We start from the raw sequence: 25,315 nt of genomic DNA, 5'->3' as shown, positions 1-25,315 counted from the left end.
AAGCACCACCAAGCGGTAGACGTAACTCTGCCCCCATTTATTCCGTGGACCAGGGTTTTATTGCATGGAGCTCCTTTTTTGGCGCTGCTAGGGATGCTCTGAATACCTGATCGTGCTGTCGAGTAGTGCGCCGTTGATTTTCAAAAAGTTGAATTCACGGACACGCCACACGAAGCTTTTTATTTTTACTTCCGTTTTGGGGCCTTCACCAATGTAGCTCACATGGCCGGAGCTGGTCGGTGGCGAAAGCGCGGAGTGGTGGACTCGTCGGGCAGGCGCTCAAACGCCTGGAGCTGGAGAAACTAACGACACTTAGGAAGCGTTAGTCAATCGCCCTTCAGTCGTCCGGGAATTAGGGAAAACACCGAACAATACCAATCGGTATTTATTTATACTTGTGGTTCGTGATTAGTCTGGACCCCACCGGGGATCACTGAAATCATGACAGGTGAAGAACCGAAAGGTTCTTCGGTACAACTGGTCATGCATTTTCAGGGAAACCCGCATGCTACTGAATCACTTTTTTTCCAAAACGCTTGCAAGCTTGACTTTCGGACTTGCATTGTGTTTCGTCACCACCCACGCTTCAGCCGCATCCAGCGCGATGTTAAAACCTGATGACTTTGTCGGGATATCCTTTTGGCTTATTTCGATGGCGCTGATCGCATCGACGGTCTTTTTCTTCCTGGAGCGTGACCGCGTTTCTGCCAAATGGAAGACATCGCTCACCGTCTCCGGCCTTGTGACGCTGGTGGCCGCAGTGCACTATTTCTATATGCGGGAAGTGTGGGTCACCACCGGCTCAACGCCAACCGTGTTTCGCTACATTGACTGGCTGATCACCGTGCCTTTGCTGATGATTGAGTTTTACCTGATCTTGTCAGCCATCACGAAGGTGCCCGTCGGTATCTTCTGGCGTCTCATGATCGGCACGCTCGTCATGCTGATTGGCGGCTATGTGGGCGAGGCAGGGTACATGTCGGTGCTGCCAGCCTTCATCATTGGTATGGCGGGCTGGGCGTTCATTCTCTATGAAATTTTCATGGGCCAGGCCAGCAAAATCAACGCACAAAGCGCGCCGCCATCGGTGCAGTCAGCGTTTAATACCATGCGTTTGATTGTGACTTTCGGCTGGGCAATTTACCCAATCGGCTATTTCTTTGGCTACTTCACCGGCAGCAGCCCAGCCAACAGCGCAAATGCATTGAACATTATTTATAACCTGGCTGATGTGCTCAACAAGATTGCCTTCGGTCTGATTATCTGGACGGTCGCCGTGAACGAGTCCGAGAGCATGAGCAAAAAGCAAACGCTGTAATTTCCCGGCGCTTTCTCCATCCGGAGCATCGGAAACAATTCTTTTCCGGGCCTGCACAGCGATGTGTCTTACCGACTGAAACGGAGACTTTCAATGCCTTCACCTGTCCACCTGCGGATCGCAAATCCGCATGAGAAGCTGGAGACCTTGCTCCCTCAGGTGGAATCGCGTATGCGCGACGCAGCAGGGTCTCGAGCTGGTTTTTCGGAATCCGGTGAGATTGGCGCGAGGTCGGCTGCAGCCTATCATCTGGGAGCCGGAGGCCAACGTGTGAGGGCTCGACTAGGTCTTGCTGCGGGTCTGGCGCTGGGGCTGTCGGACAACGACGTGTTGTGCATTGCAACCTGTGCAGAATTAATGCACAACGCCTCGCTAATCCATGACGACTTGCAAGACCGGGATCACTTCAGACGCGGGCAGCAAGCCGTGTGGGCAAAGTATGGCGGCAACATCGCCATCTGCAGCGGGGACTTTTTGCTGTCAGCAGCTTATTGCGCGCTGTGCACGATCAGCCAGCCCGCTGCTTTGCCGTCCCTGCTGGCGCTGCTCCATGAGCGCACCGCCATGGCTATCGACGGGCAATGTGCAGACCTTGCCGGGCTTGACGCCCAGGCCGATGGCGTTGGGCTTTATACAAAAATTGTCATGGCCAAATCCGGTGCATTGCTGGGCTTACCGCTGGAACTTGCGCTGCTGGCATCAGGATACGAAGACGCTGTACCAGTGGCGCGGCAAGCTTGTGAAAACTTTGCCGTCGGCTATCAGATATTTGATGACATGGAAGACCTGGTTGGCGATGCCGAGCGCATTGACGGCGGCGGAAATAAGCGCCCGGCTCTGAATATTGTTCTCGTTTCCATCCAGTCCCAGTCTCGTGCTGCGGCAACTCTTCGTGCAAGAAATCTTGGCCTACAGCACTTGGCGCTGTGCGAGTCCAACGCTGCAAAGCTGCCGTCCGGCGCGGGCGCCTTACTGCTTGGGTTTTCCGCCGATATGCGCCGTAAGCTGACGGGTAACTTGTTGCGGGAGACCCGCTGATGCAAGCCCTGGTCATCGGCGCCGGATTCGGTGGCATGGCGGCTGCATTGCGTCTGCGGGCCAAGGGTTACCGCGTGACTCTGGTGGACCGCTGCGCCCAGCTCGGCGGACGTGCGCAGGTGTTCGAGCGCAATGGTTTTCGCCACGATGCCGGCCCTACCGTCATCACGGCGCCGTTTTTGTTTGACGAGTTGTTCGCCTTGTTCGGCGAAAAATTTTCCGACCATGTCACGCTGGTTCCGTTGAAGCCTTGGTACCGGTTTTATTTCGCCGATGGCGATACCTTTGACTATGGCGGCACGCTCGAAGAGACCCTGGCTGAGATTGCGCGCATCGAGCCACGCGATTGCGACGGCTACCGCAATTTGTTGAGTCATTCGAAGCGTATCTTCGACGTCGGTTTTACCGAATTGTCGGCGATGCCGTTTCACCGGCTGCGGACCATGCTCAAGCAGATTCCCAGACTGCTGGCCCTGCGCAGCCACGAAACGGTCTGGCAGCTGGTGTCCCGCTACCTGAGCCACCCGAAGCTGCGCCAAGCGTTCTCCATCCAGCCTCTGCTGGTGGGCGGCAATCCTTTTGACACGACCAGCATCTACGGCTTGATCCATTATCTGGAGCGCGCTTATGGGGTGCATTTCGCGATGGGGGGAACTGCGGCCATTACCCGAGCTTTGGGCGCGTTGATGGCGCGGCAAGGGATTGAAATCCAACTCGGTCAGACGGTGGCCTCGCTGACGATTGATGAAGGCGTCGTCAAGGGCATCGTCATGGCTGACGGGCGGAAGGTGATGGCCGATCTCGTGGTTTCCAACGCAGATCCAGCGCATCTATACAGCCAAATGGTCAAGCCCTCCGAGCAAGCCATTTCAACGCGGCTGAAGCTCGGTGCCGCCGCGTTTTCAATGGGGCTTTTCGTTTTGTATTTCGGCACCACGCAAACCTATCCCGAGGTCGCGCACCACACCATCTGGATGGGTGAGCGCTACCGCGAACTGCTGGCCGACATTTTCGACCGTAAGACTTTGGCCGAAGACTTTTCGCTCTATCTGCACCGGCCAACGGCCACGGACCCGAGCTTTGCGCCGGCGGGCTGCGACAGTTTCTATGTGCTGTGCCCGGTGCCCAATTTGCTGGGAAAACTGGATTGGGCCAAGGAAGGCCAGGCCCTGCGCGACCGAATCGTTGCCGCGCTGGGTAAAACCATCCTACCCAACCTGGCGGCGACAATTACCGAAGAATTCTTCATGACACCGAAGGACTTCGAGCATGATTATTTAAGCCAGCACGGCGCCGGGTTTTCAGTGTCCCCGTTGTTTCGGCAGTCGGCCTGGTTTCGTTTTCATAACCGGGCAGAAGGGCTGAAAAATCTTTATCTGGTCGGCGCCGGGACCCATCCGGGGGCCGGGCTACCGGGTGTCCTGTGCTCCGCCAAGGTCATGGATGCACTGATTCCACTCGCTGGATCTGCATGACAGAGTTGGTTCAAGCGGCGGTTGCAGGGCCTGCGCTGACAGCCAGCGCCAACAGCGTGCTGGCCGCAAAAGGGCGCAGCTTTTATTGGGCCCGTCAATTGCTCGGACCCGTGCATGCCGCCCGGGCCACGCGCCTTTATCGACTCTGCCGCTACATTGACGACCTGGCCGACGAGACCAGCTCGGTGCTGTTGGCAAAAGAAGCGCTGGCCGGCGCTGCTGCGTCGATACGCGGCGGCCATTCAAACCAGCCAGTGATCCAGGATGGACTGGCTTTGCTGCAAGAGTGCAGCATTGATTCCGATATCTTCCTGGATCTCATAGCGGGTGTGCAGTCCGATCTTGAACGGGTCCGCATGCCCGATATGGATGCACTGCTGCGCTACTGCTATCAGGTTGCAGGAACGGTGGGGCTGATGATGTGCAAGGTGCTGGATACTGACGAGCCAGCCGCTTTTCCGCACGCGGTTGACCTGGGCATCGCGATGCAACTAACGAATATCTGCCGCGATATTGCCGCCGATGCAGTCCTTGACCGTCGCTATTTGCCGGCCGATCTGGTGGGCGATCTGGCGCCTGAGGCGCTGATCAATCCGACTGGAATACTGCGCGATACGCTACGGCAATGCGTCGCCACCCTGCTCGACTGTGCGGATACCTATTACCAAAGCGGCGAACTCGGCCTGTCCTATCTGCCGGCGCGCGCGCGCAGCAGTATCCTGGTGGCGGCTCGGATGTACCACGCCATAGGCCGGCAGCTCAGAGCGTGCAACTATGCCTATTGGACCGGGCGCATCGTCGTGCCGCCATGGCGAAAGGCCGTCATCACGACACGAGCGCTGGTAGCGATTCCCGTAAGCCGCTCATTCTGGCGGCATCCGGAACTTCACGACAAGCGCCTGCACTTCGCACTCTCGAATTGTCCGAGTTTGAGCAGCGCGTCTTTCCTGCATCATGCGGCGTGACGTTGAACTGTTGATTCTGGGAGGCGGCTGCGCCGGGCTGAGTCTGGCCATGCGACTAGCCCAGCTCGGTCATCGCGCGCCTGCGACATTGATCCTCGAGCAGCGGCCGCGCTATCTCAACGATCGGACCTGGTGTTTTTGGGGCGGCGAAGCGACGCCTTTCGCCCAATTGGCACAGCATCAATGGCCCGTCGTCAAAGTACGCAACGCAGATCAGACCGTGCGTATCGATTGCGCCAGCACTCCCTATCGCATGCTGGCCGCCGAGCAGTTTCAAGCGGTTGCACAGGCCGCGTTGATGGATGCGCCGCAGCTGCATCTGCAAATGGACACGCCGGTCCTGTCAGAGCCACAGTTTCACGGCGGGCGCTGGCATCTGGACACCGCGGTCGGGCAACTGACAGCGGCCATGGTCGTGGACACCCGGCCCCTACAGATGCCGGCGCTTGGCGGTGCATTGCTGTGGCAGTCTTTTTATGGCTATGAAATTGACTGTTCTCAGACTGTTTTTGAGCCAGGGTGCGCTGACCTGATGGATTTTTTACCCGCAAACCCTGAGCGGGTTGCTTTCACCTATGTGCTGCCGATTTCAAAAACGCGGGCGCTGGTGGAGTTCACGGTCTTTGCCGTTGCGCCCCTCGCAGCCGATGATCTAGCGGCTGAGCTGAATGCTGCTATTGCGCAGCGTGTCAACGGTGCCCATTTCACCGTGCTGCGCACAGAGCATGGGGTGCTTCCCATGGGCCTCGATCGCTCGGCTTCTGGTTGGGCCGAATTTAAGCCGGCTTATGTGCGGGTGGGCGTTTCGGCAGGGGCTGCCCGGCCAGCAACAGGCTATGCATTTCAACGCATTCAGCGCTGGGCTGCTGGCTGCGCGCAGGCAATAGCCGGGGGCGGTTGGCCGATCGGGCACGTCAAGGATCCCGCTTTACTCTGGCAGATGGACCGCCTCTTTTTAAACCTCATTCGCCGCCAGCCCGAATTGGCGCCGCAACTGTTTATGACGCTGTTTGTCCGTGCGGACAGCCAAAAGGTGATCCGTTTTCTGAGCGACTGCGGCAGTCTTCTTGATTACACGTCCATTATTCTGGCCTTGCCAGTCAAACCGTTTTTACAACAATTGTTTAGCGCCGCCAGTTCTGGCCAAAGCTTGCCAGCAGGCTCGTAACATGGCAAACCATTCCTACCCGCGAATGAACGCCGTGCGCCTTCAGGGGATCGTATTTTGTGCGGTTGCCGTGATAACGGTAGGCTTTTCAGTACTGCTGGCCCCGATGAATCCTCGGCACGAGCTAGTGCTTGTAGCCTTGCTGGTGGTGTTGCTGGGCGTCCCGCACGGTGCGCTTGATCCAATTTTCGCGCAGTCGTTGCAACGCATCCAAGGGCGTGCGCGCTGGATCGGGTTTGTGGTTTTGTATCTGCTACTGGCGGCCCTGGCAGTGGCGCTGTGGTGGCTTATGCCGACGCTATTTTTGATCGGTTTCCTGCTGTTGTCAGTGCTTCATTTTTCGGGTGACCCAGCGCCCGGTGCCGGGTTCGCGGCGCGCCTGCTTTACGGCATCGCCGTGATAGCCCTGCCCGCCGCGCTGCATGCGACTGAACTTTTCAGGCTTTTCTCCATGCTGGTGGGGAGCCCTGCGGCGCTCCACGTTACTGCCGGACTTCAGCTGATTGCCTGGCCTTCGGTGCTAGCCCTCGCGCTGCTGGTGCTGCGCGACGCGCGGCGCGATCGCCTGGCTGCGCTAGAGATGGCGGCAGTTGGCCTGTTGGCCCTGATGGCGACGCCGCTGCTGGGGTTTGCTGTCTTTTTCTGCGGCATGCACAGCGCGCGACACATATTGCGCACGCAAAAGTACGCCAGCGTCACGCCGCAACGGCTCTTTTTGGTGGCCGTCACGCCTATGTTGGCAGTTCTCGCAATGGCCGGCGCAGGCTGGGCTCTGCTCCCCGATTCTCCACCCGACGAGCGCTTGCTACAGTTTGTGTTTGTGGCACTGGCAGCGCTGACAGTCCCGCACATGCTACTGGTGGAACGGGTGCGTTTCACAGGCTGGAAGCATTCAGTGTGATGCGGTAAAGAGAGTTTGAATAACGGATCGTGCAAACACATCACTTGGCCTCCGGGTCATTGTCCGGAAGCTCAATCCTTGTTCATGCCCTGTGGCAACGGTCTGCCAATCCTGGGGGTCAAGCTGGCTGTAATGAGATTGGAGCTTCATAGTCACGCCTTACCGGGGTCATTGCAGCTGTATTGCACTTCAAAGTTAAGACCGCGAGAAAAACCTGGTTCGCTCTATTTTCATGAAGATGCCTCGAAACGATAGACGAGCCGTCCTGCCCGATTTTTTCTCCCCTTTCAAAGTCGGGCGCCGCACACCCTCATGGCGAGAGCGCGAAGTAAGTGACCAGCGTCAGCGCTATGGCCGTCAACGCAATACCCATCCAGACGCCGGCATCCGTCCAGTACCCTGGCGGAATTTCTTCCGTACTCAATCCTTTGGTGATCCGGCGGAACTGCACAATTGCGATCACGTTTGCCGCCGCGCCCAGCAGCAACAAGGTGATGCCGATCCAGAGCGTGAACCCGCGATGCAGCGAACTGGGGGGCGTTCGAGCAACCACTTGCAGGAAGAGCCCAAAGCGCTCCACCACGAAGCCGAATCCCATCAGCGCAATGGCTGAGCGTTGCCACGCCAGGAGGGTCCGTTCCGCTGCAAACAAAACGCGTGGATCTGAAAGATAGGCCATGCTGCTTTGCTTCAGCTTACTGTTTGAACACGAACTCGGCCAAGGCCTTGACCTGCGCGTCGCTCAACCCGGCAAACGGCGGCATCGGGACTTGGCCCCACTTGCCGACGCCCCCCTGCCGGATGCTGGCTTCGAGTTTGACGAGCGCTTGGGCGTCCCCCTTGTATTTGACCGCTACATCGTGATAAGCCGGTCCAACGATCTTCTGGGAGATAGCATGGCAACTGAGGCAGGCGTTAGCGTTGAGTAAGGCCTGTACATCGATGGCGGGGCCTACCCCGGCCGGGGTTGATGGCACGGCCGGGTCTGTTGGCAAAACAGCGCCCGGCGCGGGAGGAGCCGACACAGCAATCACGCTGTCGTCGGTGGCCTTGGCCGTGCCGTAGGCTACCGCCAGGTAGGCCCCGATCTGCTTCACCTCGCTGTCGCTGAGGGGTGCGCCGTAGGCATGCTGCATCTTTACCATCTCAGCCGTCCACTGGGGCTGGGTCATGCCCGGTGGCTGGTAATTGACGTAGTCGGCCGAATGACAGATGGCGCACTTTTCCATCGCCATCGCGTAGCCCGGTAGTTGCGAAGGGCGTAGCTTGGCGGTTTCGGCGGGAAGCTGGATGGTATTGGGCGCTGACGTGGCCTGAGTGGCCAAAAATAGGGCTCCACCGGCGAGTGCGAGGCCTGATACGAAACGCGAAATGGAATTCATACAGTACTCCTCAGACGACCGTGACGGCGGTGGACTCGATCACGTGGCGACGATAGCCGCCCGGGTTCCAGTCCGCTGTAGCAGGCTGTACCTCGCCCTGCTGGTTGCTGGCACGCACCATTAATAGCGTGCGCCCTCTTTTGGCGAAACTTATAGGAAGCCGCCATTCTCGAAATGAGTAGCGTCCCAGATCCGCGCCAAGGTTCGCGGTTCGCCAACTCTGCCCGCCGTCGATCGATACCTCAACCGTCTTCAAGCCCGCCCCGCTGTCAAAGGCAATGCCTTTGAGGTCGAGCCTTCGCCCGACCGGAAGCACCCCGCCTGCCACCACGCTCGTGATGAAGCTACGCACCGGCAAGGTCGAGATGGGCCGTGTTTTAGCGGCGGTGGTGCCGGGCGCCACGCACTGGCAGTCGTTATCAGGCATGCGATAGGCGGTCGTCATAAAAAACGCATCATGTCCGTCGAAGGTGTGGTCGATCACTTCGATCTCCGACAGGTGCTTGACCCAGTAAGTGCCAAAGTAGCCCGGAACGATCAGCTTGATCGGATAGCCGTTCAGGAACGGAAGCGCCTCGCCATTCATGCTCCAAGCCAGCATCACGTCGGAGTGGAGGGCGTGCTCGACGTCCAGAGCTTTGCGGAAGTCGGGCGTGCTGGGCAGTACGGGGGTGTCCAAGCCGTTGAAAGTCACCTGCTTGGCGCCGGCGGCAATTCCGGCTTTTTCCAGCACTTTCTTGAGCGGTACGCCGACCCAACGCGCATTGCCCATCGCACCGTTGGCGAGCTGGGCGCCAAACACTCGCGGGGACGAGTAGCCGCGGCTATTGCCGGAGCACTGATTCACAGCAACGATCTCAACCGGCTCCGCCAGGCCCTTGAGGTCGTCGAGCGACAAAGACAAAGGCGTGCTCACCAGGCCCTTCACGGCAAGCCGGTAAGTAGCGGGATCAACGGAGGTTGGAATGTTGGCCAGGTGATAGCGTACGAAGAAGGCGTCGTTGGCGGTGATTGGCCCCTCATTGAACACTTCGAACGGGGTTTCCAGGTGCGGCGGTCGCGTCGTCACACTAATCAATGGACGCTTGCCTGGATACTTCAATAGCGGACGCGGACCGTTGGCAAACGTAACGCCCTCGCCGGTATCCAGTCCACGCGCTGCCAGGGCGGCCAGTGGCGACGCGGCCAGCGCGAGCAGACCGGCGCCCCCCACGAAGCGGCGCCGGGAAGACACGAACCGTTCCGATGGGTTGAGAAAATTGAGATCAGAGTTCACGGGCAAGTTCTCCTAGGTTTAACGCTTCGAACTGACTCAGGACATCACTGGAATAACGCACCAGCTGATCCAAAACAATTAAATCCACGGCACGGAAACGCTCATATCATGCCAAACATTACAAAAAAGAGCTGATCTGCGACGCGGGCGCGTTATCGCCACAGACGTCCGGTGCATTCGGTTTATTCCATCCAGAAAATATTTTGAGTGTCTAGCTCAACCATCCGAACACCCACCGGTTGATCAGCGCACCGCCAACCACCAGCCAAACAAACAGAATCAGCGCCAGCAGCAACGGCTTGATGCCGGCTTTGCGGATGGACGAAATATGTGTCGTAAGACCCAGGGCCGCCATCGCCATGGCAAGCAACACGGTGTCGATCTCGTTGGTCAGGGCCACTGCGCTGGCGGGCAGCAGGCGCAGCGAATTGAAGAGCACTACAGCCACAAAGGCAAAAGCAAACCAAGGCACTGCGAGCTTGGCTTTGGGTAGCGCTGCATAACCGTCGCCAGCCTGCCCGCCGCCGGCTCGCTTCGCGTCGTGACGCGCCAACCAGGCAGACAGCATGATGAGGAACGGCGCCAGCATCATCACGCGAACCATCTTGGCGATGACTGCGGTATCTGCTGCATGGGGACCGACCGATCGTGCGGCTGCCACGACCTGCGCCACCTCGTGAATAGTGGACCCGGCATAGATACCAAATCCTTCGGCGCCGCCGGGAATGAGCGCCCAATGCTGATTTAACTCGAACAGCGCAGGGTACAAAAAGATAGCAAATGTGCCAAACACCACCACGGTCGCCACGGCAACAGTGACCTGTTCGGCGCGAGCCCGCACCACGGGCTCGGAGGCCATCACGGCAGCAGCCCCGCAAATCGAGCTGCCGGCACCAATCAACATAGCGGTATTGCGGTCCAATCCCAGCCACTTGATACCGATGTAGCAAGCCAGCGCGAAGGTAGAGCTCAGCACCAGGGCGTCAGTGGCTACTCCGGCAAACCCGACATGGCCAATGTCCTGCACCGTCAGCCGCAGACCATACAGCACCACACCCAGGCGCAGCAGGCTTTGTTTGGAGAAGCTCACGCCCCCGCCACAAGTCGCAGCAAAGCGCGGGTACAGCGTATTTCCGACCAGTATGCCGAGCACGATGGCCAGAGTCAGTGCGCTGAAGCCATGCGCTTGCAGCCAGCCAATGCGGCCGAGTGTCATCCCGGCTGCCGCCAGGGCAGCGCTGATCGCCAGACCAGGCAACAGCCGTACAAATGCGTTCGAGGCTGGCTCTACGGACATAGCGGCAGGGTTTATTGACGAAGCGGATACGGTCGTGGTCATGGCTGTTCTCTCTTTATCAATGCAGTTGGCTTTGAATGTAGAGATTCTTGAATAACCTGTAAAACAGCTTATTTAAGTAAGATATAGCTATTTAATTGGTATAGAAACGGAACTTAAGCCATGGACATACTGCGTCTCACCCTGCGCCAATTGCAAATTTTCGTAGCGGTGGCCCGCATGGGAAGCACCACGGCAGCGAGCGCCGAAGTGTCGTTGTGCCAATCAGCCACAAGTTCTGCGGTCAATGAACTTGAACGCCTGCTGTCAATGCGCCTGTTCGACCGCGCCGGTAAGCGCTTGCTTCTCAACGACAACGGCCGCGCCTTGCTCCCACGGGCGCTTGCGTTGCTCGACGGCGCTGCGGGTATTGAGCGGATGACGCGCGACGGGATGGAGCAGGCCCAGTCGCTTCGCATTGGCGCAAGTACCACCATTGCCAACTATGTCCTACCGACGCTCCTCGGCGTGTTTTTCGGAGAGCGATATCAAGACCGAACCACTGCCTGGCGCTCTAGCGTAAAAATCGGCAACACCCGCGTCATCTGTGATGCGGTCGCAGCATTCGAGCTGGATATTGGCCTGATCGAGGGGCCTTCTCACCAAGCGTCTCTGGCCGTTACCCCTTGGTTGCAGGACGAATTGATCATTGTTTCGTCGCCGGACAGCATGCTAGCCGGACTCACGCAAGGACCCGCTGCGGTCGAACGGGTGTCGGTAAAGGCGCTACGCGACCTCGTATGGCTGCTGCGCGAACCGGGTTCTGGCACCCGGGAGGCAACGGACCAGTTGTTGCTGCCGCACCTTCGCTCTTATCGGCGCAGCATCGAGATTGGAAGTTCCGAAGCAATCAAGCATGCAGCAGCGGAAGGTCTGGGCGCAGCCTGTCTTTCGCAATGGGTGGTGAGTGACCTGGTCAAGAGCAAACGCCTGCGCCGCATCCCGACCACCCTACCCAAGCTGACACGCCAGTGTTATTTGGTGGTTCACCATGACAAGCAAGCAACGCCGGCATTGCTTCGCTTTATCGCTCAAGCCACGTCATTCGTAAGTCCCTCTGCAAATAGCGAGACCGGTAAGCCTTCGCTGTAGGGCTTATTTACAGCCAGGTGCCATTGGCATCAGGCACCGCGCGTCGTTTGCGCCGATGCAGCCATGCTGACGTGGTTTGTAGGTCATTCATGGGACCGCGTCAGACTACCTAGAAAAAAGTAAGCCATTGTTACCACCCGCCAACTTTGGCTAACACATTAAGTGTGGTCGTAACCTTTGGAATCACGTTTCCCGCCATTGCCGGCCAGTTTAGGTCGCTGCCTTCCGAACGGTTGCATTGCAGCGCAGTGACTCTTTGACGCCATTCAATCGGTCCTCGCTACTTTTTTCAGGCCATCTTGATTTGTAGGTGATTTACCTACACGTTCACACCTTTCAAATTTATCATTTTTGCTTCCTAAAAAACCGCTTTTTAGCGTCCATTTTTTTCTGTCTTTATTAGATCGATAGAGAGGAAAATTAGCTTCTTTTTTACAAAAATAATCGCAATAAATATCAATCTTTTTTCTAACTATTTTTCGTAAAAATAGTTGCTTTCTTAAAGTCAAAATTCTCTACACCATGTAAGCCCATTCCTACAGCTTATGTGCGCCAGCGCACGTACGACAACGGCGCCACCCATGGACTTCACAGTAGACCCCGTGGCTTCAGATTGAGTTTTTTCATGCGCCACAGCGACCTTTCAACTCCAAAGCTGAAATTCGGAAGATGGCTTGAGCCGCTAACGGGTTCATTTCATCCTCACTGCGATGGCAGCTTTAATTACATTCAAATACATTAAATATGCAAAGACGAGATTTTTCCAAAGCTGCATCAGCATTAGCCGCTCTGGTCCTGGTACCCGGCTGCGGCGGCGGTGGCGGCGGCGGTGGTTCAGCAACACCAGTTGCAGCTGGCGCAGCCCCCGGGTTGGCAGGTCCATCTACTTTGGCATCTACACCAACCCGCGCGGATGGTTTGGCTGCAATGGGCACCAACCTGTCAGGGATGGAGTGGGCCGCGCCCGGCCTGCGATTTGGCACGAGCACCATGCCCAACCTTGATTTCACCGTGCCACGCAAAGCCGACGTTGCCTACCTTGCAGCGGGTGGCTATAACAAGAATCGTTTGCCGATACAGTGGGAAATGCTGCAGCCCATGCTGCACGATACGCTCGCCAATGCAGCGGCCAAATCGATGATCGGCAACCCGGGCGTATTCCACGCGGGCTATGAGTCCTACATCACCGGAGTGCTCGACGCCCACGCCGCCGCCGGGACCAAGTGCATCATTGACTGCCACAACTACTGCCGCTATCAGGACTTCACTTTTCAGGCCGATGGTTCGGTTATTGGCCTGACAGCACCCGCAGACCCATTGCGCCGGCCGTACACCACCGACAACACGCAGGTTCAAGTTCGGATTTTTGCATTGGCTGCGGGCGCGACGCTCAAGCAGTCCAACTTCAGGGATTTTTGGACCCGTGTGGCAACGAAATGGCAGAGTCACCCTGGCCTGGGCGGCTATGGCCTGATGAATGAGCCCCATGACCTGCCGCAACCCGGTGGGCTCGTTGCCTCGAACGGAGGGGAGGACTTGACGATCTGGCCAACCTTTGCCCAAGGGGCGATCAATGCCATTCGCGCAGTGGACGCAACAACCCCGATCTACGTCGCGGGCAACGAATGGAGCGCCGCAATGTCCATTGCGACGCAAAACCCGGGCTTCCCGCTGGCGGGCGCCAACCTCATCTATGAAGTCCATATGTACCTGGACGCGTTCAGCAACGGCGCTGCCTTTGACTATGACACCGAGGTGGCCAAGAACTTCAGTGCCGGTTTCGGCACGGGTGCTATTCAGCCGTCCACGGGACTGGACCGTATCAAGCTTGCCACCGACTGGGCCAAAGCCAAAGGCGTCAAACTGGCGTTGACCGAGGTGGGGATGCCGATCGATGACCCGCGCTGGCAAGAGATGTTCACACGGGCCGTCACGTATGCGTGCGGCGCGGGCTGCGAAGTCTATAGCTGGATGGGGGGCAGCCACTGGCCTATCCGCAACTACGCCATCAACCAGGCACCGGGTTGGCACCAGAACAAAACACTGCCGCCGCTCGTCTCCGGGGCGCTGCAGGCGTCTGCAGGGATGGCCCAGGTTTCTATATTCGATGACGGTCCAGGTTATGCACCTGCCGGCACGCCCGTCACGATCACGGTGTATGCCCGCGGTAACTTGGCTGCACCGGTCACCCTAACGGTCGCATCGAACAACGGCGGTACGCTGAGCAAGTCATCGCTTACCATTCCGGCCGGTCCCAATGGGAAGGACACCTATACCTACACGTCTGCGTCCAACCGCGTCGCCACACTGAGCTACGTCGGCGACGGTCAACTGGCAGGCCAGGTCCCGCCTGCGCGCAAAATCTTCTCGCTCAGCGATCCGGTGGCCTATGCCGCCACTAGCGTACCTGACGCCGCGCTGGCGATCATCGCCAAATACAGTGCCTGCAAATGGGAGCTGGCCGACGGCTACACCGACTTCATGCAGGGCGCACCGGCGGCAGATGGTCAAGAGGTCCGTGCGATCAGCGATTCGGGCTATGGCTCGAGCCCGGGCAACGCCATGGAGATGGTCAACTGGACCAACAAGGACAGTGCTGCCATGGGCACGATGGCGCTGCCGGTCATGCGCGTGACGAATGGTAAAAAGAATTCGGACCATACGGTTGATAACACGTTCGGATTCTGGTGCAAGAAGTCCACCCCGACGGCTGGCACCGAGCCCGATCCGACCAACCGGGTGCCCTACAACCTTGAAGACGCGCACTTCGCCATCGCTGCCGTGAGCGTTCCTTCCGCGAACAACACGGGCGTGGTGTTCCAAGCCTCTCAGGCAGAGCAGCTGTACACCTCTGAACTCGGTTTCACCAACAGCCAGCCTCAAGCCCGGTGGGTCGATGCAAATGGCCAAACGGTACAGCTGACCAGTGCTGTCAAGCTGAATGCCAATACCCCCTCAGTCGTGGCCTTTACGTCGGCACAGGGCGCGCAGAAATTGCGCGTCAACTCTGCCGTGGTCGGTAGCAGTGCGGCGACTTTCGCGCCCAGCGCTTATGCCCAAATGCTGATCGGTTGGGGGTTCCTGAGCTACTACCCGCGCGACGGCTTCATGGGAAATATTTACGCGGTGATTTCGGGTAAAGGCGCCCCTTCTGCTGGCGAACTGGCGGTGCTGGAGAAATACTTGGCAACCACAGCCGGCGTCACCTTGGCATAAAGGGAATAGCGCAACGAACTGACTAATAAGAAAAAGACCGGTATCTTTCAGTTGAGAACCGCAGAATCTCCTTAAAATTCTGCGTGACTTATGAAACTACCGTAATCGCCGCAGCCACGTCACCAACAGCCGCAACACTGGTGGCAGACGGTCTTTTCGTGGACGACATCCAGGTCCGTCGCTGCGGCTGGTGTCGGGCCACATCGGTCTACCGCAATTACCATGACACCGAATGGGGGTTTCCTGTAGCGGACGAGCGAAGGCTCTTTGAGAAAATCTGTCTGGAGGGTTTTCAGGCGGGCCTGAGCTGGCTGACTATTCTGAACAAACGCGAAGCGTTTCGGAGTGCCTTCATCAATTTCGACGCTGATCAACTCGCGCAGTTTGACCTTCGCGATGTCAAGCGTTTGCTCGGCGATGTCGGTATCGTGCGCCACGCCGGGAAGATTGCCTCAACCATTAACAACGCCCAGCGCGTGATCGAATTGCGCCGCGAATTTGGGAGCCTGGGCGCGTTTGTCTGGCAGTTTGAACCCGGTCTGGCCGACAGGCCAGGATGCATGTCGCACGCGGTCGTGAAGGCGATGCCTATTTCGCCTGCCGCAGTGGCCCTTTCCAAAAACCTTAAGAAGCGGGGCTGGACCTTTGTAGGTCCGACTACCCTCTATGCCTTCATGCAGGCCATGGGGCTGGTGAACGATCATCTGGACGGCTGTGTCAGCCGCCAAGCCGCGCTGGATGCGCGTGCAGCGTTCACGGTGCCGCGTCCAGGCCTGGCAAGCGCATGACGGCCGCATTATTCCGTTTGAACCGCTGCCGATCGGCGGGCGCGCACCTGCTGTACACGCCGATTTACCAGGGGGGCCGCCAATATCCATTTGGCCCGCGTGAGCCAGCCCAGGCGAAGTGACGGATCCGTCATTTTCGAATAAAAGTCCTCAGGGTCATGCGCAACGCCCCAGTCATGCACGGGCAGACTTGCAAGGTCAGACGCGGCGTACTGCGCATGGGAATCCTGGCAGCCATCCCACGACCGCCTGCCATTCGCGTGAATACCGTAGCCGGCGCTCCGGCCCTGAAGTCTGAGCAAAGCGGCTGCCTGCGCATCCAACAGCGAATCGGTCACGTAGGCGTCGGTCTGCACCCAGCGACCCTGCAAATACACTTCCCCGACCGCATGCGTGATGGCGCTGGGGTTAGTGTCAATGATGCCGTGCAAAAACGCAGTGGACATCGTGACAAAGCGCAAGCGTGCAGACACACCCGAGGAACGAAGAAGGGCGACGAAAAGCGTGCCCTTGGTGTGGCAGTCGCCGCGCCCGCTCTTCAAAACGGCACCGGCAGACATGTGATCGAAAGCAGCGACACAGCCAAAAGGCAAGGACTTAATGAAATTGTGAATTAGCACCGCTTTTTGAATATCAGTCTCGGCCAACTGAGTCAGCCGCAGGGCACAGATTCTCAACTTGGGATCTTCCAGATCCAGTAGCCGGCTGGAGCCCCGCCATTTATGAGGAGCGTCTTCATTAAGCAAGGCAAGCATAGTTCTCCAAGTCTATTCTTAGGTACATTGGATGTCTGACCGCTGGCTAGTTTCGCAGATTGCTGGACAATCGTACATCTCTTCCTCCTTCACCACGGACTCTCACCCATGCGACTTCTACACACCATGCTGCGCGTCGGCAATCTTCAACGCTCTATCGACTTCTACACCCAGGTGTTGGGCATGAAGCTGCTACGCACGTCGGAAAATCCGGAGTACAAATATAGCTTGGCATTTGTGGGCTATGGCAGTAATCCAGACCATGCAGAAATCGAGTTGACCTACAACCACGGCACCGAAAGTTACGACATGGGGACCGCCTACGGTCATATCGCATTGGGCGTGCCCGACATTTATGCGGCTTGCGACAAGATCAAATCGTCGGGCGGGAACGTCACCCGCAAAGCAGGCCCGGTCAAAGGCGGCAACACTGTCATCGCTTTTATAACCGACCCAGACGGCTACAAGATTGAGTTGATCCAACGTGCCGAAAATGCTGCCGGAGCGGGTCTGCGCTAATTGCGTTCAATGGGCCGCAGTACGTTCAACTGCGGCTCAACGCCCCCGGGTGACCACTTCCTGCAGGAGTTCAGCGAAGCGTGCAGCGGATTCCTTTGGCTTCTCCAGTGTAGGCAGATGACCGCAATTTTTTAGCACATGAAAACGGGCGCGTGGCAGGCTGTCAGCCAGCGCACGACCCACTGCCAGCGGCACCAGCGCGTCTTCCTCGCCCCACAACACCAAGCCTGGCATGGTCAAATCGCCCAGCCGTGAGGTCGCCTCTTGGCGCGCTTCCAACGAACGCGCTTGCGCGGCTCCAGCCCTGGCTCCAACGCGCTGCGCCATCGCCTTGAAGGTCACCGCCGCGGCCACCGCTTCGGGGTGTACGACCAGACCGGCGAGCATGTCAAAGACTGCGGCAGGGGTGGCTTCAAGGCTGCCAGCCAGATCAGGACCACCCGGTTGTGGTGCAGCCGGACTACACCCCATCAGCCACAGCGCCGTCACGCGCTCCGGCGCAGCCAAGGCCACTTCCAACGCCAAATTACCCCCATAAGACGTGCCAACTAGCGCGAATGTTGCGGGAGCGCGCGCAAGGATGTCGTCAACGCTATCTTCGAGCCGGGGTTTCGGCGACAACATCACGTGCGCCTCTATCGCATCGCCGAGTTCAGCAATGACGCCTTGGTACATCGCCTCGTCGCACAGCAAGGCAGGGATAAAAACAACCGGTGTAGGCGTTGAAGTCATTGAACATTCCTTTGCGTTGAGAAGCGAATGGCAGCAGATGTGCCCGGGTTCGCCATCAGTTCCTCCGGATTAAGCATGAAGATTGATTGTGGATTATTCTGTGTGGAATTATTTGGCTCTGCACAAAACGGCGCTTTTCACCCGCCACATAAATTTAAGGACAGGCATGACCACTGCATCGCGTTTTGAGCTTTTTTCTTTTTGGCGGACATCCGCTACCTACCGCGTGCGAGTCGCTTTTAACCTCAAGGGAGTTCAGCCCCATGAGCGCAACGTCGACATGGACGGAGGAGAACAGCGAAGCGAAGCGTTCTTAAAAATTAACCCGATGGGCGCCATTCCGGCGCTGATCGATCACGAAGAAGGCCCGTCAAGCGCGCCCCTGACACAGTCTCTTGCGATTCTCGAATTTCTGGATGAGATCTATCCGTCCCCCGCGCTTTTGCCTACCGATCCTCATGCCCGCGCACGGGTTCGGTCGCTGGCTGCGATGCTCGCCGCGGATACCCACCCGTTGATTACGCCTCGCGTCAAAAAATACCTGACTAGCGAAGGAAAATTTGATGATGCGGCTTGGCGCGCCTGGCAAATCCACTGGTTCACCACGGGCCTGCAGGCGGTCGAACAGCGGCTCGCCAGCGAGCAGGCAACCGGTACTTTCTGCCACGGCGAGTCCGTCACCATGGCCGATATTTGCTTGGCAAGCATCATGGTGATGATCCCGATTTTCAAGATCAAGGTTCCCAACATTCCGACGATTGACCGCGTCCTGGTAGCGTGCGAGGCGCTGGATGCCTTCGCGAAAGCAGCACCGAGCCGACAAGCGGGCGCGCCCAAGATCTGATTCCGGTTGTTAAACCGACTGCTTGCGACTATTTTTATAACCTATCGCACTCGCTCGGACTTGGCCGGATGGCTACTACCATTAGTCGTCTAACTTTTTAGGAGGAAGTTAAGGCGAAGTGCCGCGGCAGATGGGACGCCTGATAAGCCAGCGCCGTGACCTGCGCCCAATTGCCGCGCGCCAACGCATCGGCAGGGGTAAGCCACGAACCCCCCACGCACACCACATTGGGAAGCGCTAGAAACTCGGCCGCGTTGGCTACCGACACCCCGCCTGTCGGGCAAAACCTCACATCGCCAAACGGACCGTTCCAGGCCTTGAGCATGGCGCTTCCGCCGGCTTGAAGGGCGGGAAAAAATTTCAGTTCAGTCAGGCCAGCTTCTTGCGCCATCATGATTTCGCTGCCCGTCGCAACGCCGGGCAGAAGGGGTAGCCCGGCATCCCGACACGCCTGCCCCACCGCGTGGGTGTAGCCGGGGCTCACCGCAAATCGGGCACCGGCCATGGCACACGCTTGGGCGTCAGCGGCACTACGCACCGTGCCCGCACCGACGACGGCTTCGGGAACGTCACGCGCTATCGCTTCCATACAGGCCAGGGCCTGGGGCGTGCGCAGGGTAATTTCGAGCATGCGAATGCCCCCGGCCACGAGCGCGCGTGCCAACGACACGGCTTGATTGACGTCGCTCAGCACAATCACCGGAATGACGGGGGCGTCCCGCATCACCTGCAAGGCCGTCAACCTGCAGCTCACATTCAAATTCACATCCACGTTAACGCTCCTTGTTCAGCCGTCATCGCGTGACGCCGCATACCCGTGAACAATCCCCGGCCCATGCCGATGCCGTTGCGCTGGCGTAAGTCCGCAGGCATGACCGCCACCTGCCGCGCGGCCCATTCTGCCTCGGCCACCAACACCTGCAACTCGCCGCAAAGTGCGTCAACGCGAATCACATCGCCATCACGTACCTTGGCGAGGGGGCCACCTGCCGCCGCCTCAGGCGACACGTGAATGGCCGCGGGCACTTTGCCCGATGCGCCGCTCATCCGGCCGTCAGTGACGAGGGCCACCCTGAACCCCTTGCCTTGCAGGACCGCCAAGGGTGGCGTGAGCTTGTGGAGCTCTGGCATGCCATTGGCCTGGGGGCCTTGCCAGCGCACCACGCAGACCACATCGCGTTCCAGCTCACCCACATTGAAGGCGGCGTGCAAAGCCTCTTGCGAATCGAAAACGCGGGCCGGTGCTTCGATCACATGCCGGTCATCAGGCACAGCCGACACCTTGATCACGCTGCGGCCCAGGTTGCCTTGCAGCAGCTTGAGCCCGCCGGTAGGACTAAATGGGTTGGCCACTGGTCGCACAATTGTTTCATCCTTGGAGTGCCCAGCGTCATGCCACGCCAGGGAGGCACCCGCCAACGCCGGCTCGCGGGTGTATTCGCGAATGCCGCCTTCGCGCACCGTCAGCACGTCTTCGTGCATAAACCCGCCATCCAGCAATTCACGAATCACCAGCCCGGTGCCGCCAGCCGCCTGGAACTGATTCACGTCGGCGCTTCCGTTGGGATACACATGCGTCAGCAAAGGCACAACATCGGACAAGGCTGAAAAATCATTCCAGTCAATCACAATGCCCGCTGAATGAGCCACCGCGACCCAGTGGATCAAGTGGTTGGTTGAGCCGCCGGTGGCCAGCAAGGCCACCATGGCATTGACGATGGCGCGTTCATCAACCACTTGCCCTATGGGTGCAAACCGTTTGGATTTGATGATGCTCAGGACTGTGCGCGCCGCTTCACGGGTAAGCTCGTCGCGCAGCGCGCCGCCGGGCGCTACAAAAGCAGTGCCGGGTACATGCAGGCCCATGGCCTCTAGCAGCATCTGATTGCTATTGGCGGTGCCGTAAAAGGTGCAGGTTCCAGGGCTGTGATACGACTTGAGTTCGGCGTCCAGCAAACCCTCCCGCCCGACCAACCCTTGGGCAGCCTGTTCGCGTACATGGGCCTTTTCTTTGTTGGGAAGCCCCGAGGGCATGGGGCCGGCGGGCACAAACACTGTCGGCAAATGCCCAAACTGCAGCGCCCCGATCAAGAGGCCCGGCACGATCTTGTCGCACACACCCAGCATCAGCGCAGCGTCGAACATGTCATGCGACAACGCGACGGCGGTCGCCATGGCAATCACATCGCGGCTGAACAGGCTCAGCTCCATACCGCTGGTGCCCTGCGTGACGCCGTCGCACATGGCAGGCACGCCGCCAGCCACTTGTGCGGTGGCGCCTAACTTGCGCGCTTCGTCCTTGATCAGGGCGGGGTAGCTTTGCAACGGCGTGTGCGCCGACAGCATGTCGTTGTAGGCCGTGACGATCCCGATATTGGGCGCGTGCTGGGCGACGACCTTAAAGCGGTCATCCAGCGGCATGCCCGCCACGGCATGCGCCAGATTCGCGCATCCCATGCGGTCGGCACTGGGCGCGCGGGTGCTCGCCGCATGCAACTGTTCAAGGTAGGCGCTGCGCGTTGGGCGGCTGCGCTCGATGATTCGGGCGGTGATCTCTGAAACTGCGGAATGAAGCGCCATGCTGTGCCCCTTTATAAGTTCGTAACCTCGTTACTCACCCTATCGTAATGGGTTACAGGCCCGGTCGACGCCGTTACGGTGACTGCCAGGGTACCCAACAGGCGATCAAAAAATCAGGGCAAGGATCGTGGCCCGCAGGCTTATTGAATACTGATTTCTACCCGCCGCGCTTCGGCATCGCTACCGCTATCGGCCAGCGGCACGGGCTTTTGGAGTTCAATCTGCCCCGCTGCAACGCCGGCAGCCCTCAGGGCATCACGCACCGTCAAGGCACGCTGGCGGGCCAACGCGGCATTTCGGCCAGCATTACCCGTCGTGTCGTGAAAACCGGAGATCAACAGCTTGCGGCCCGACTTGGCGCCCTTGACCACATCGACCAACGCTTCGCCCGCGCCCGCTGCAAGATCAGCCTTACCCGAGGCGAAGTAAAACTTCACAACGCCCTGTTCGACCTTGACGCTGGCCAGATCCGAAGCAGCCTGCGCCACGTCAGCGGCGCTCAAGGCGACCGTTGCCGGCGATGGGATGAGCGGCTGGGACATCGGAGCCGCAGCGAAAGCCAAAGGGGCGGCTATTACGGAAATAACGGGCTGATGGCGCTGAAAACCGATCACACCAGAAACCAGAGCAATGACCAGGGCCACCACCCCGCCGACCACTGCCAATACCAAGCCCTGCTGGCCGTCATCGTACTGAGAAAACATTACCCGACTCCCGTCACAAAAACTCTGCGCATTGTAAAGTGCGATGGTGGAAAATCCAGCCAACCCAGCGCCGTCACCCGCACTCGTTTCCCGCCGCGATCCAGCGTCCATGCTGGAAGCCGTGCTGCGCGAATGGGGCGGGCAAACCGATTTGTGGATATTTGCATACGCCTCGCTGATCTGGCGACCCGAATTTGAATTTGCAGAAGAGCGTTTCGCCACCATTCACGGCTACCACCGCGCGTTGAAAATGTGGAGCCGCGTCAATCGTGGCACACCCACGTTACCGGGGTTGGTCTTCGGCCTGCTGCCCGGAGGCAGTTGCAAAGGGGTAGCGTTTCGCTTGCCGAAGGCCCATGCAATCGACGCGCTGCCAGTCTTGTGGGAGCGTGAAATGCCCAACGGGGTTTACGATCCAAAATGGCTCCGCTGCCAAACGGCGACAGGCCAGGTCAGGGCGCTGGCGTTCACGCTTTCAAAGCGCAGCCCCAGCCATACGGGCGTATTGAGCGAAGAGGCGTACCGGCAGATTTTTTCGGACTCCTGCGGGCGTTATGGCAGCACCCGCGACTACGCACAACTGACTTATGACAAACTGCGCACGCTGGGCATTCATGACCGCGCCCTCGGAAAACTGTTGGCGCGGGTCAGCCGCTGACCCGCCGCGCTCCCCCCGGTCAGGCACCGCTTTGAGAAAAAAAAGGCGGGCACCAGGCCCGCCGAGCAAAGGCTGCAAGGAAAGCAGCCTTGGCCCCGATTACTCCAGACTGATGCTGGTCGCCTGGATGCTGCCATCCGGCAATGCAAAACCCTTGACCTGAAGCTTGACGCCGTTGACCAAGCCGGCCAGAGTAATTCCGGCGCCAAACTTCACCCCGCTGGTGAGCGTTACCGTGGCTACGATTCCGCCGCTGGACTTCAACGTGAAGGTGAGCGACGTTGGAGTCCTGTTGAACACAATCCCGTGCAGTTCAAACTTGGACTGGTCATTTTCATCTTCGAGTTTGACCTTCTTCGCCACCAGCACCCCACGGACCAGGCTCCCCTCGATCTGGACCCGGACACCTAGGCCGAGGCCCGCCGGAACAGTGGCGCCACTGGCGTCGACCAGCAATCCGTTGACGCTGAACTTGCTGGAGGATGTGAAGTCCGTGATCGTGCCTTCAAGTTCGGCCTCGTCGTGGTCTTCGCTTTCCGCGATCACGGCACGGACTCGCAATGCCGTGCGTGTACCGGTCGTAGGCGTGGTGGCTATCCGCACCCGCACCAGTAGACCATTGGCCAAATTGGCGGGAACATCAGCGGTTGCAGCGTAGTTGATGATCAGCGTGCCGATCTTGAAGGTTTTAGCCGCGCTGTCGAGGGCGCTGACCGTGCCCTGTAATTTGAAGGCGTTCACGTTGACTAATAACTTGCGTTCAATGCGGGTGGCCACCAGTGTGTTGGTCCCAGGATCGACGAGACCGTGCACTTCGACGACGTCGCTAAGCTGCAGAATCGCCAGGCTCAAGTTATCTTCAAAAATAGTGCTGAGCGTGATCTGTACTTTCTGCCCGAGCACTGACAACGTCTTGACAGTCGTATCAATGCTGTCGATGGGGCCGAGTAGCGTACTGCTGAAGCTGATCTCGTCAGCGTCAGCCGAGGCCGTGTCCGCGGTCCTGGAAACAGCCTTTCCCTTCACACGGACCATCATGCCGAGCTTCAGCTCACTGCGGTCGTGCGAGCCGCCGTCCTCGTCCAGGACTCTGGCAATCGAATCATCGAAGCGCACGCCATTGACAATAATCGAGCCGATGCCGGAAATGGGCCCCACCGAGAGCGAACCGGTGCCGCCGCCGCCGACACCAGCCACGCCACCGCCGCCTCCTCCGCCGCAGCCGGCCAGGGTTAGCGCGCCGGCCAGCATGGTCAACAAGCCCTCCCGGCGTGTGATGCGAGGAAAAGCAGGTGTTTTATGCGCAGTTTTCATGGGAGGCTCTCTTTGGTTGTTGTAAGAACGAGGGATGGGGAAACCGGGGGCATGGCCTGCGACCAAGTGAACAGGCCGATTCGTAAACTTTGGTCCTGCATGCGGCCGGCGCGATGGTCGTCCGCAATCAGTTCTTCGAGTTGGGGCGCGATCTCATTGAGCATGTTGCGCCACTGCTGCATCATGATACGGCGGGCCTGGGCCAGCGATTCGGCCGAGAGCTCGTCGGCAAAAATGGCTTGCTCAAGTTCCTCGCTACCGTCGCCGAGCACGTTGGCGGTCGCCGCGCGCAGGTGGTCGCCCACGTTGTCGCCCAGATAACCGACCATGCGCGCCCAGTCCCCGCGGGGCACAAAGGCCTCCTGCAGGACGTGCACAGTGTCGGTGCTGACGTCGTGCGCGGCCAAACGCAGGCGACACAGTTCTTCCATCAGCGTGCGCGGGTGCACATCACGCGTGACCGACTGGGCCAGGGACTCGAAACTGGGGGCCGGCCCGCTTCGCGCCAGGGGCTGGGGCCGGCCGGTTGCGGTGTGCAGCGCCGGGTCCGCCAGCCAGCGCATAAAGAGCTCGGTGACCGGCGAACGGCGAGGCTCGGCCGGACGCGCCGGCTGATTCTTCAGGCGCGTGACTTCGCGGCGGGTCAGTCCGGTGGTGGCACTAATGCGGCTCGTCAGGCGGCCTGAGGGATGATCAGCATGGACCAGCCGCGCAGCTTGGACAAACGCCTCACGCAGGCGCTCCTCAATCATCTGGATGGTGATGCCCTTGCCTACGCACAGCTGCGCCAAGGGTGTGAGCACGTTGCCAACAGCCCCCAACAACAACAACTTTTCCGCAGCAAGGGCAGAACCAGCCAGCGACTCTGTAGCGACATTCAAGGTTTGCATCAGCATGATGTCTGCATCATAAATGTGTAGAACGCACATTTACAATAAAATTTGTAACACGAGCATTAGGCGCTTGAGTCGATGCGCTTAAAAAGCGCTGCCCCAATTAAACAAAGTGTGAGGAAGTCACGACAGTGCCGGCCCGCGACAGGTCGAATGAGCGGTCAGTGTGTTGCCGCTAATAACGGCCAACGTCGGTACGCCACACTGACGTACCTAGTCATCGCATGTCGTTGCCTTGCAACTCCAGGATGTAAGCGCGGTTGAAGGCGACCAAGCGCCGGCCAGGAACGACAAAGCCGCCACCTGGCTCGGGAAATCCCGAAGCCAGATGGCGGCTATGCGTTAGAGGACCTTGCGACCC

General features: G+C 58.9%; 23 protein-coding genes. 12 read left to right on the top strand and 11 right to left on the bottom strand.

What is annotated here, in order from left to right; all coding sequences use genetic code 11:
- Nucleotides 1-505: 505 nt before the first annotated feature.
- The 6 genes from HHJ16_RS12595 (at nucleotide 506) to HHJ16_RS12570 (ending at nucleotide 6,865) form a co-directional block, all read left to right on the top strand.
- Nucleotides 506-1,318: a bacteriorhodopsin-like gene (locus HHJ16_RS12595; RefSeq protein ID WP_296901058.1), complete on the top strand. Its 813-nt coding sequence runs from the start codon at nucleotides 506-508 to the stop codon at nucleotides 1,316-1,318.
- Between the two features lie 93 nt (nucleotides 1,319-1,411).
- Nucleotides 1,412-2,356 carry a polyprenyl synthetase family protein gene (locus HHJ16_RS12590; protein WP_296901056.1) on the top strand — a complete coding sequence of 315 codons (945 nt, stop codon included), beginning with the start codon at nucleotides 1,412-1,414 and terminating at the stop codon, nucleotides 2,354-2,356.
- Nucleotides 2,356-3,831: a phytoene desaturase family protein gene (crtI, locus tag HHJ16_RS12585; RefSeq protein WP_296901054.1), complete on the top strand. Its 1,476-nt coding sequence runs from the start codon at nucleotides 2,356-2,358 to the stop codon at nucleotides 3,829-3,831. The genes HHJ16_RS12590 and crtI overlap by 1 nt, the downstream gene beginning before the upstream one ends.
- Entirely contained in the window at nucleotides 3,828-4,796 is a 969-nt protein-coding gene (locus HHJ16_RS12580) for a phytoene/squalene synthase family protein (protein WP_296901052.1), read from the top strand. Before crtI ends, HHJ16_RS12580 begins: the two co-directional genes overlap by 4 nt.
- The gene (locus HHJ16_RS12575) at nucleotides 4,786-5,964 is read left to right on the top strand and encodes a lycopene cyclase family protein (RefSeq protein ID WP_296901050.1); all 1,179 of its coding nucleotides are present in this window, start codon (nucleotides 4,786-4,788) and stop codon (nucleotides 5,962-5,964) included. The genes HHJ16_RS12580 and HHJ16_RS12575 overlap by 11 nt, the downstream gene beginning before the upstream one ends.
- A 1-nt stretch (nucleotide 5,965) precedes the next feature.
- Nucleotides 5,966-6,865, top strand: coding sequence for a Brp/Blh family beta-carotene 15,15'-dioxygenase (locus HHJ16_RS12570; RefSeq protein ID WP_296901048.1), 900 nt, complete (start codon nucleotides 5,966-5,968; stop codon nucleotides 6,863-6,865).
- A 310-nt stretch (nucleotides 6,866-7,175) separates the two neighbouring features.
- Here HHJ16_RS12570 and HHJ16_RS12565 read toward each other — a convergent pair whose 3' ends face one another.
- The 4 genes from HHJ16_RS12565 to HHJ16_RS12550 all read right to left on the bottom strand — a co-directional run bounded on the left by HHJ16_RS12565 (nucleotide 7,176) and on the right by HHJ16_RS12550 (nucleotide 10,820).
- Complete coding sequence (locus HHJ16_RS12565; RefSeq protein ID WP_296901046.1) at nucleotides 7,176-7,544, bottom strand: DUF202 domain-containing protein; 369 nt, start codon at nucleotides 7,542-7,544, stop codon at nucleotides 7,176-7,178.
- A 16-nt stretch (nucleotides 7,545-7,560) separates the two neighbouring features.
- Nucleotides 7,561-8,247: a c-type cytochrome gene (locus HHJ16_RS12560; RefSeq protein WP_296901044.1), complete on the bottom strand. Its 687-nt coding sequence runs from the start codon at nucleotides 8,245-8,247 to the stop codon at nucleotides 7,561-7,563.
- Nucleotides 8,248-8,257: 10 nt separating this feature from the next.
- Complete coding sequence (locus HHJ16_RS12555; protein WP_296901041.1) at nucleotides 8,258-9,523, bottom strand: molybdopterin-dependent oxidoreductase; 1,266 nt, start codon at nucleotides 9,521-9,523, stop codon at nucleotides 8,258-8,260.
- A 211-nt stretch (nucleotides 9,524-9,734) separates the two neighbouring features.
- The gene (locus HHJ16_RS12550) at nucleotides 9,735-10,820 is read right to left on the bottom strand and encodes a YeiH family protein (protein ID WP_296901323.1); all 1,086 of its coding nucleotides are present in this window, start codon (nucleotides 10,818-10,820) and stop codon (nucleotides 9,735-9,737) included.
- 162 nt (nucleotides 10,821-10,982) lie between these two features.
- Between HHJ16_RS12550 and HHJ16_RS12545 the strand changes: the two genes are divergently transcribed.
- The 3 genes from HHJ16_RS12545 (at nucleotide 10,983) to HHJ16_RS12535 (ending at nucleotide 15,955) form a co-directional block, all read left to right on the top strand.
- Nucleotides 10,983-11,951: a LysR family transcriptional regulator gene (locus HHJ16_RS12545; protein ID WP_296901039.1), complete on the top strand. Its 969-nt coding sequence runs from the start codon at nucleotides 10,983-10,985 to the stop codon at nucleotides 11,949-11,951.
- 744 nt (nucleotides 11,952-12,695) lie between these two features.
- A complete protein-coding gene (locus tag HHJ16_RS12540; RefSeq protein WP_296901037.1) occupies nucleotides 12,696-15,167 on the top strand; it encodes a cellulase family glycosylhydrolase in 2,472 nt (823 codons plus the stop codon).
- Between the two features lie 83 nt (nucleotides 15,168-15,250).
- Nucleotides 15,251-15,955 carry a DNA-3-methyladenine glycosylase I gene (locus tag HHJ16_RS12535; protein ID WP_296901035.1) on the top strand — a complete coding sequence of 235 codons (705 nt, stop codon included), beginning with the start codon at nucleotides 15,251-15,253 and terminating at the stop codon, nucleotides 15,953-15,955.
- A gap of 8 nt (nucleotides 15,956-15,963) precedes the next feature.
- On the opposite strand, the gene HHJ16_RS12530 is transcribed toward HHJ16_RS12535, so the two are convergent.
- Nucleotides 15,964-16,710, bottom strand: coding sequence for a transglutaminase-like domain-containing protein (locus tag HHJ16_RS12530; protein WP_296901033.1), 747 nt, complete (start codon nucleotides 16,708-16,710; stop codon nucleotides 15,964-15,966).
- 108 nt (nucleotides 16,711-16,818) lie between these two features.
- Here HHJ16_RS12530 and gloA point away from each other — a divergent pair, with 108 nt between their 5' ends.
- The gene (gloA, locus tag HHJ16_RS12525; protein ID WP_296901031.1) at nucleotides 16,819-17,229 is read left to right on the top strand and encodes a lactoylglutathione lyase; all 411 of its coding nucleotides are present in this window, start codon (nucleotides 16,819-16,821) and stop codon (nucleotides 17,227-17,229) included.
- A 36-nt stretch (nucleotides 17,230-17,265) separates the two neighbouring features.
- On the opposite strand, the gene HHJ16_RS12520 is transcribed toward gloA, so the two are convergent.
- Nucleotides 17,266-17,961, bottom strand: a complete 696-nt coding sequence (locus tag HHJ16_RS12520) for an alpha/beta hydrolase (RefSeq protein WP_296901029.1) — start codon at nucleotides 17,959-17,961, stop codon at nucleotides 17,266-17,268.
- Nucleotides 17,962-18,127: 166 nt separating this feature from the next.
- On the opposite strand from HHJ16_RS12520, the gene maiA reads away from it, so the two are divergent.
- Nucleotides 18,128-18,805, top strand: a complete 678-nt coding sequence (gene maiA, locus HHJ16_RS12515) for a maleylacetoacetate isomerase (RefSeq protein ID WP_296901027.1) — start codon at nucleotides 18,128-18,130, stop codon at nucleotides 18,803-18,805.
- A gap of 97 nt (nucleotides 18,806-18,902) precedes the next feature.
- Here the strand turns inward: maiA and eda are convergent, their stop codons facing one another.
- From eda to HHJ16_RS12500, 3 genes are all read right to left on the bottom strand, one after another.
- Entirely contained in the window at nucleotides 18,903-19,577 is a 675-nt protein-coding gene (eda, locus tag HHJ16_RS12510) for a bifunctional 4-hydroxy-2-oxoglutarate aldolase/2-dehydro-3-deoxy-phosphogluconate aldolase (RefSeq protein ID WP_296901025.1), read from the bottom strand.
- Nucleotides 19,568-21,385, bottom strand: coding sequence for a phosphogluconate dehydratase (edd, locus tag HHJ16_RS12505; protein WP_296901024.1), 1,818 nt, complete (start codon nucleotides 21,383-21,385; stop codon nucleotides 19,568-19,570). Before edd ends, eda begins: the two co-directional genes overlap by 10 nt.
- A gap of 140 nt (nucleotides 21,386-21,525) precedes the next feature.
- Nucleotides 21,526-22,089 carry an OmpA family protein gene (locus tag HHJ16_RS12500; RefSeq protein ID WP_296901022.1) on the bottom strand — a complete coding sequence of 188 codons (564 nt, stop codon included), beginning with the start codon at nucleotides 22,087-22,089 and terminating at the stop codon, nucleotides 21,526-21,528.
- 109 nt (nucleotides 22,090-22,198) lie between these two features.
- On the opposite strand from HHJ16_RS12500, the gene HHJ16_RS12495 reads away from it, so the two are divergent.
- Nucleotides 22,199-22,747 carry a gamma-glutamylcyclotransferase gene (locus tag HHJ16_RS12495; RefSeq protein WP_296901322.1) on the top strand — a complete coding sequence of 183 codons (549 nt, stop codon included), beginning with the start codon at nucleotides 22,199-22,201 and terminating at the stop codon, nucleotides 22,745-22,747.
- Between the two features lie 99 nt (nucleotides 22,748-22,846).
- On the opposite strand, the gene HHJ16_RS12490 is transcribed toward HHJ16_RS12495, so the two are convergent.
- Both HHJ16_RS12490 and HHJ16_RS12485 read right to left on the bottom strand, forming a co-directional pair.
- Entirely contained in the window at nucleotides 22,847-24,061 is a 1,215-nt protein-coding gene (locus HHJ16_RS12490; protein WP_296901020.1) for a DUF5666 domain-containing protein, read from the bottom strand.
- Nucleotides 24,058-24,957, bottom strand: coding sequence for a DUF6502 family protein (locus tag HHJ16_RS12485; RefSeq protein WP_296901019.1), 900 nt, complete (start codon nucleotides 24,955-24,957; stop codon nucleotides 24,058-24,060). Before HHJ16_RS12485 ends, HHJ16_RS12490 begins: the two co-directional genes overlap by 4 nt.
- Nucleotides 24,958-25,315 lie beyond the last annotated feature (358 nt).

This window comes from Polaromonas sp., from assembly GCF_012927485.1.
Taxonomy (GTDB): domain Bacteria; phylum Pseudomonadota; class Gammaproteobacteria; order Burkholderiales; family Burkholderiaceae_C; genus Polaromonas.
This window is presented reverse-complemented; position numbering and strand designations above follow the sequence as displayed.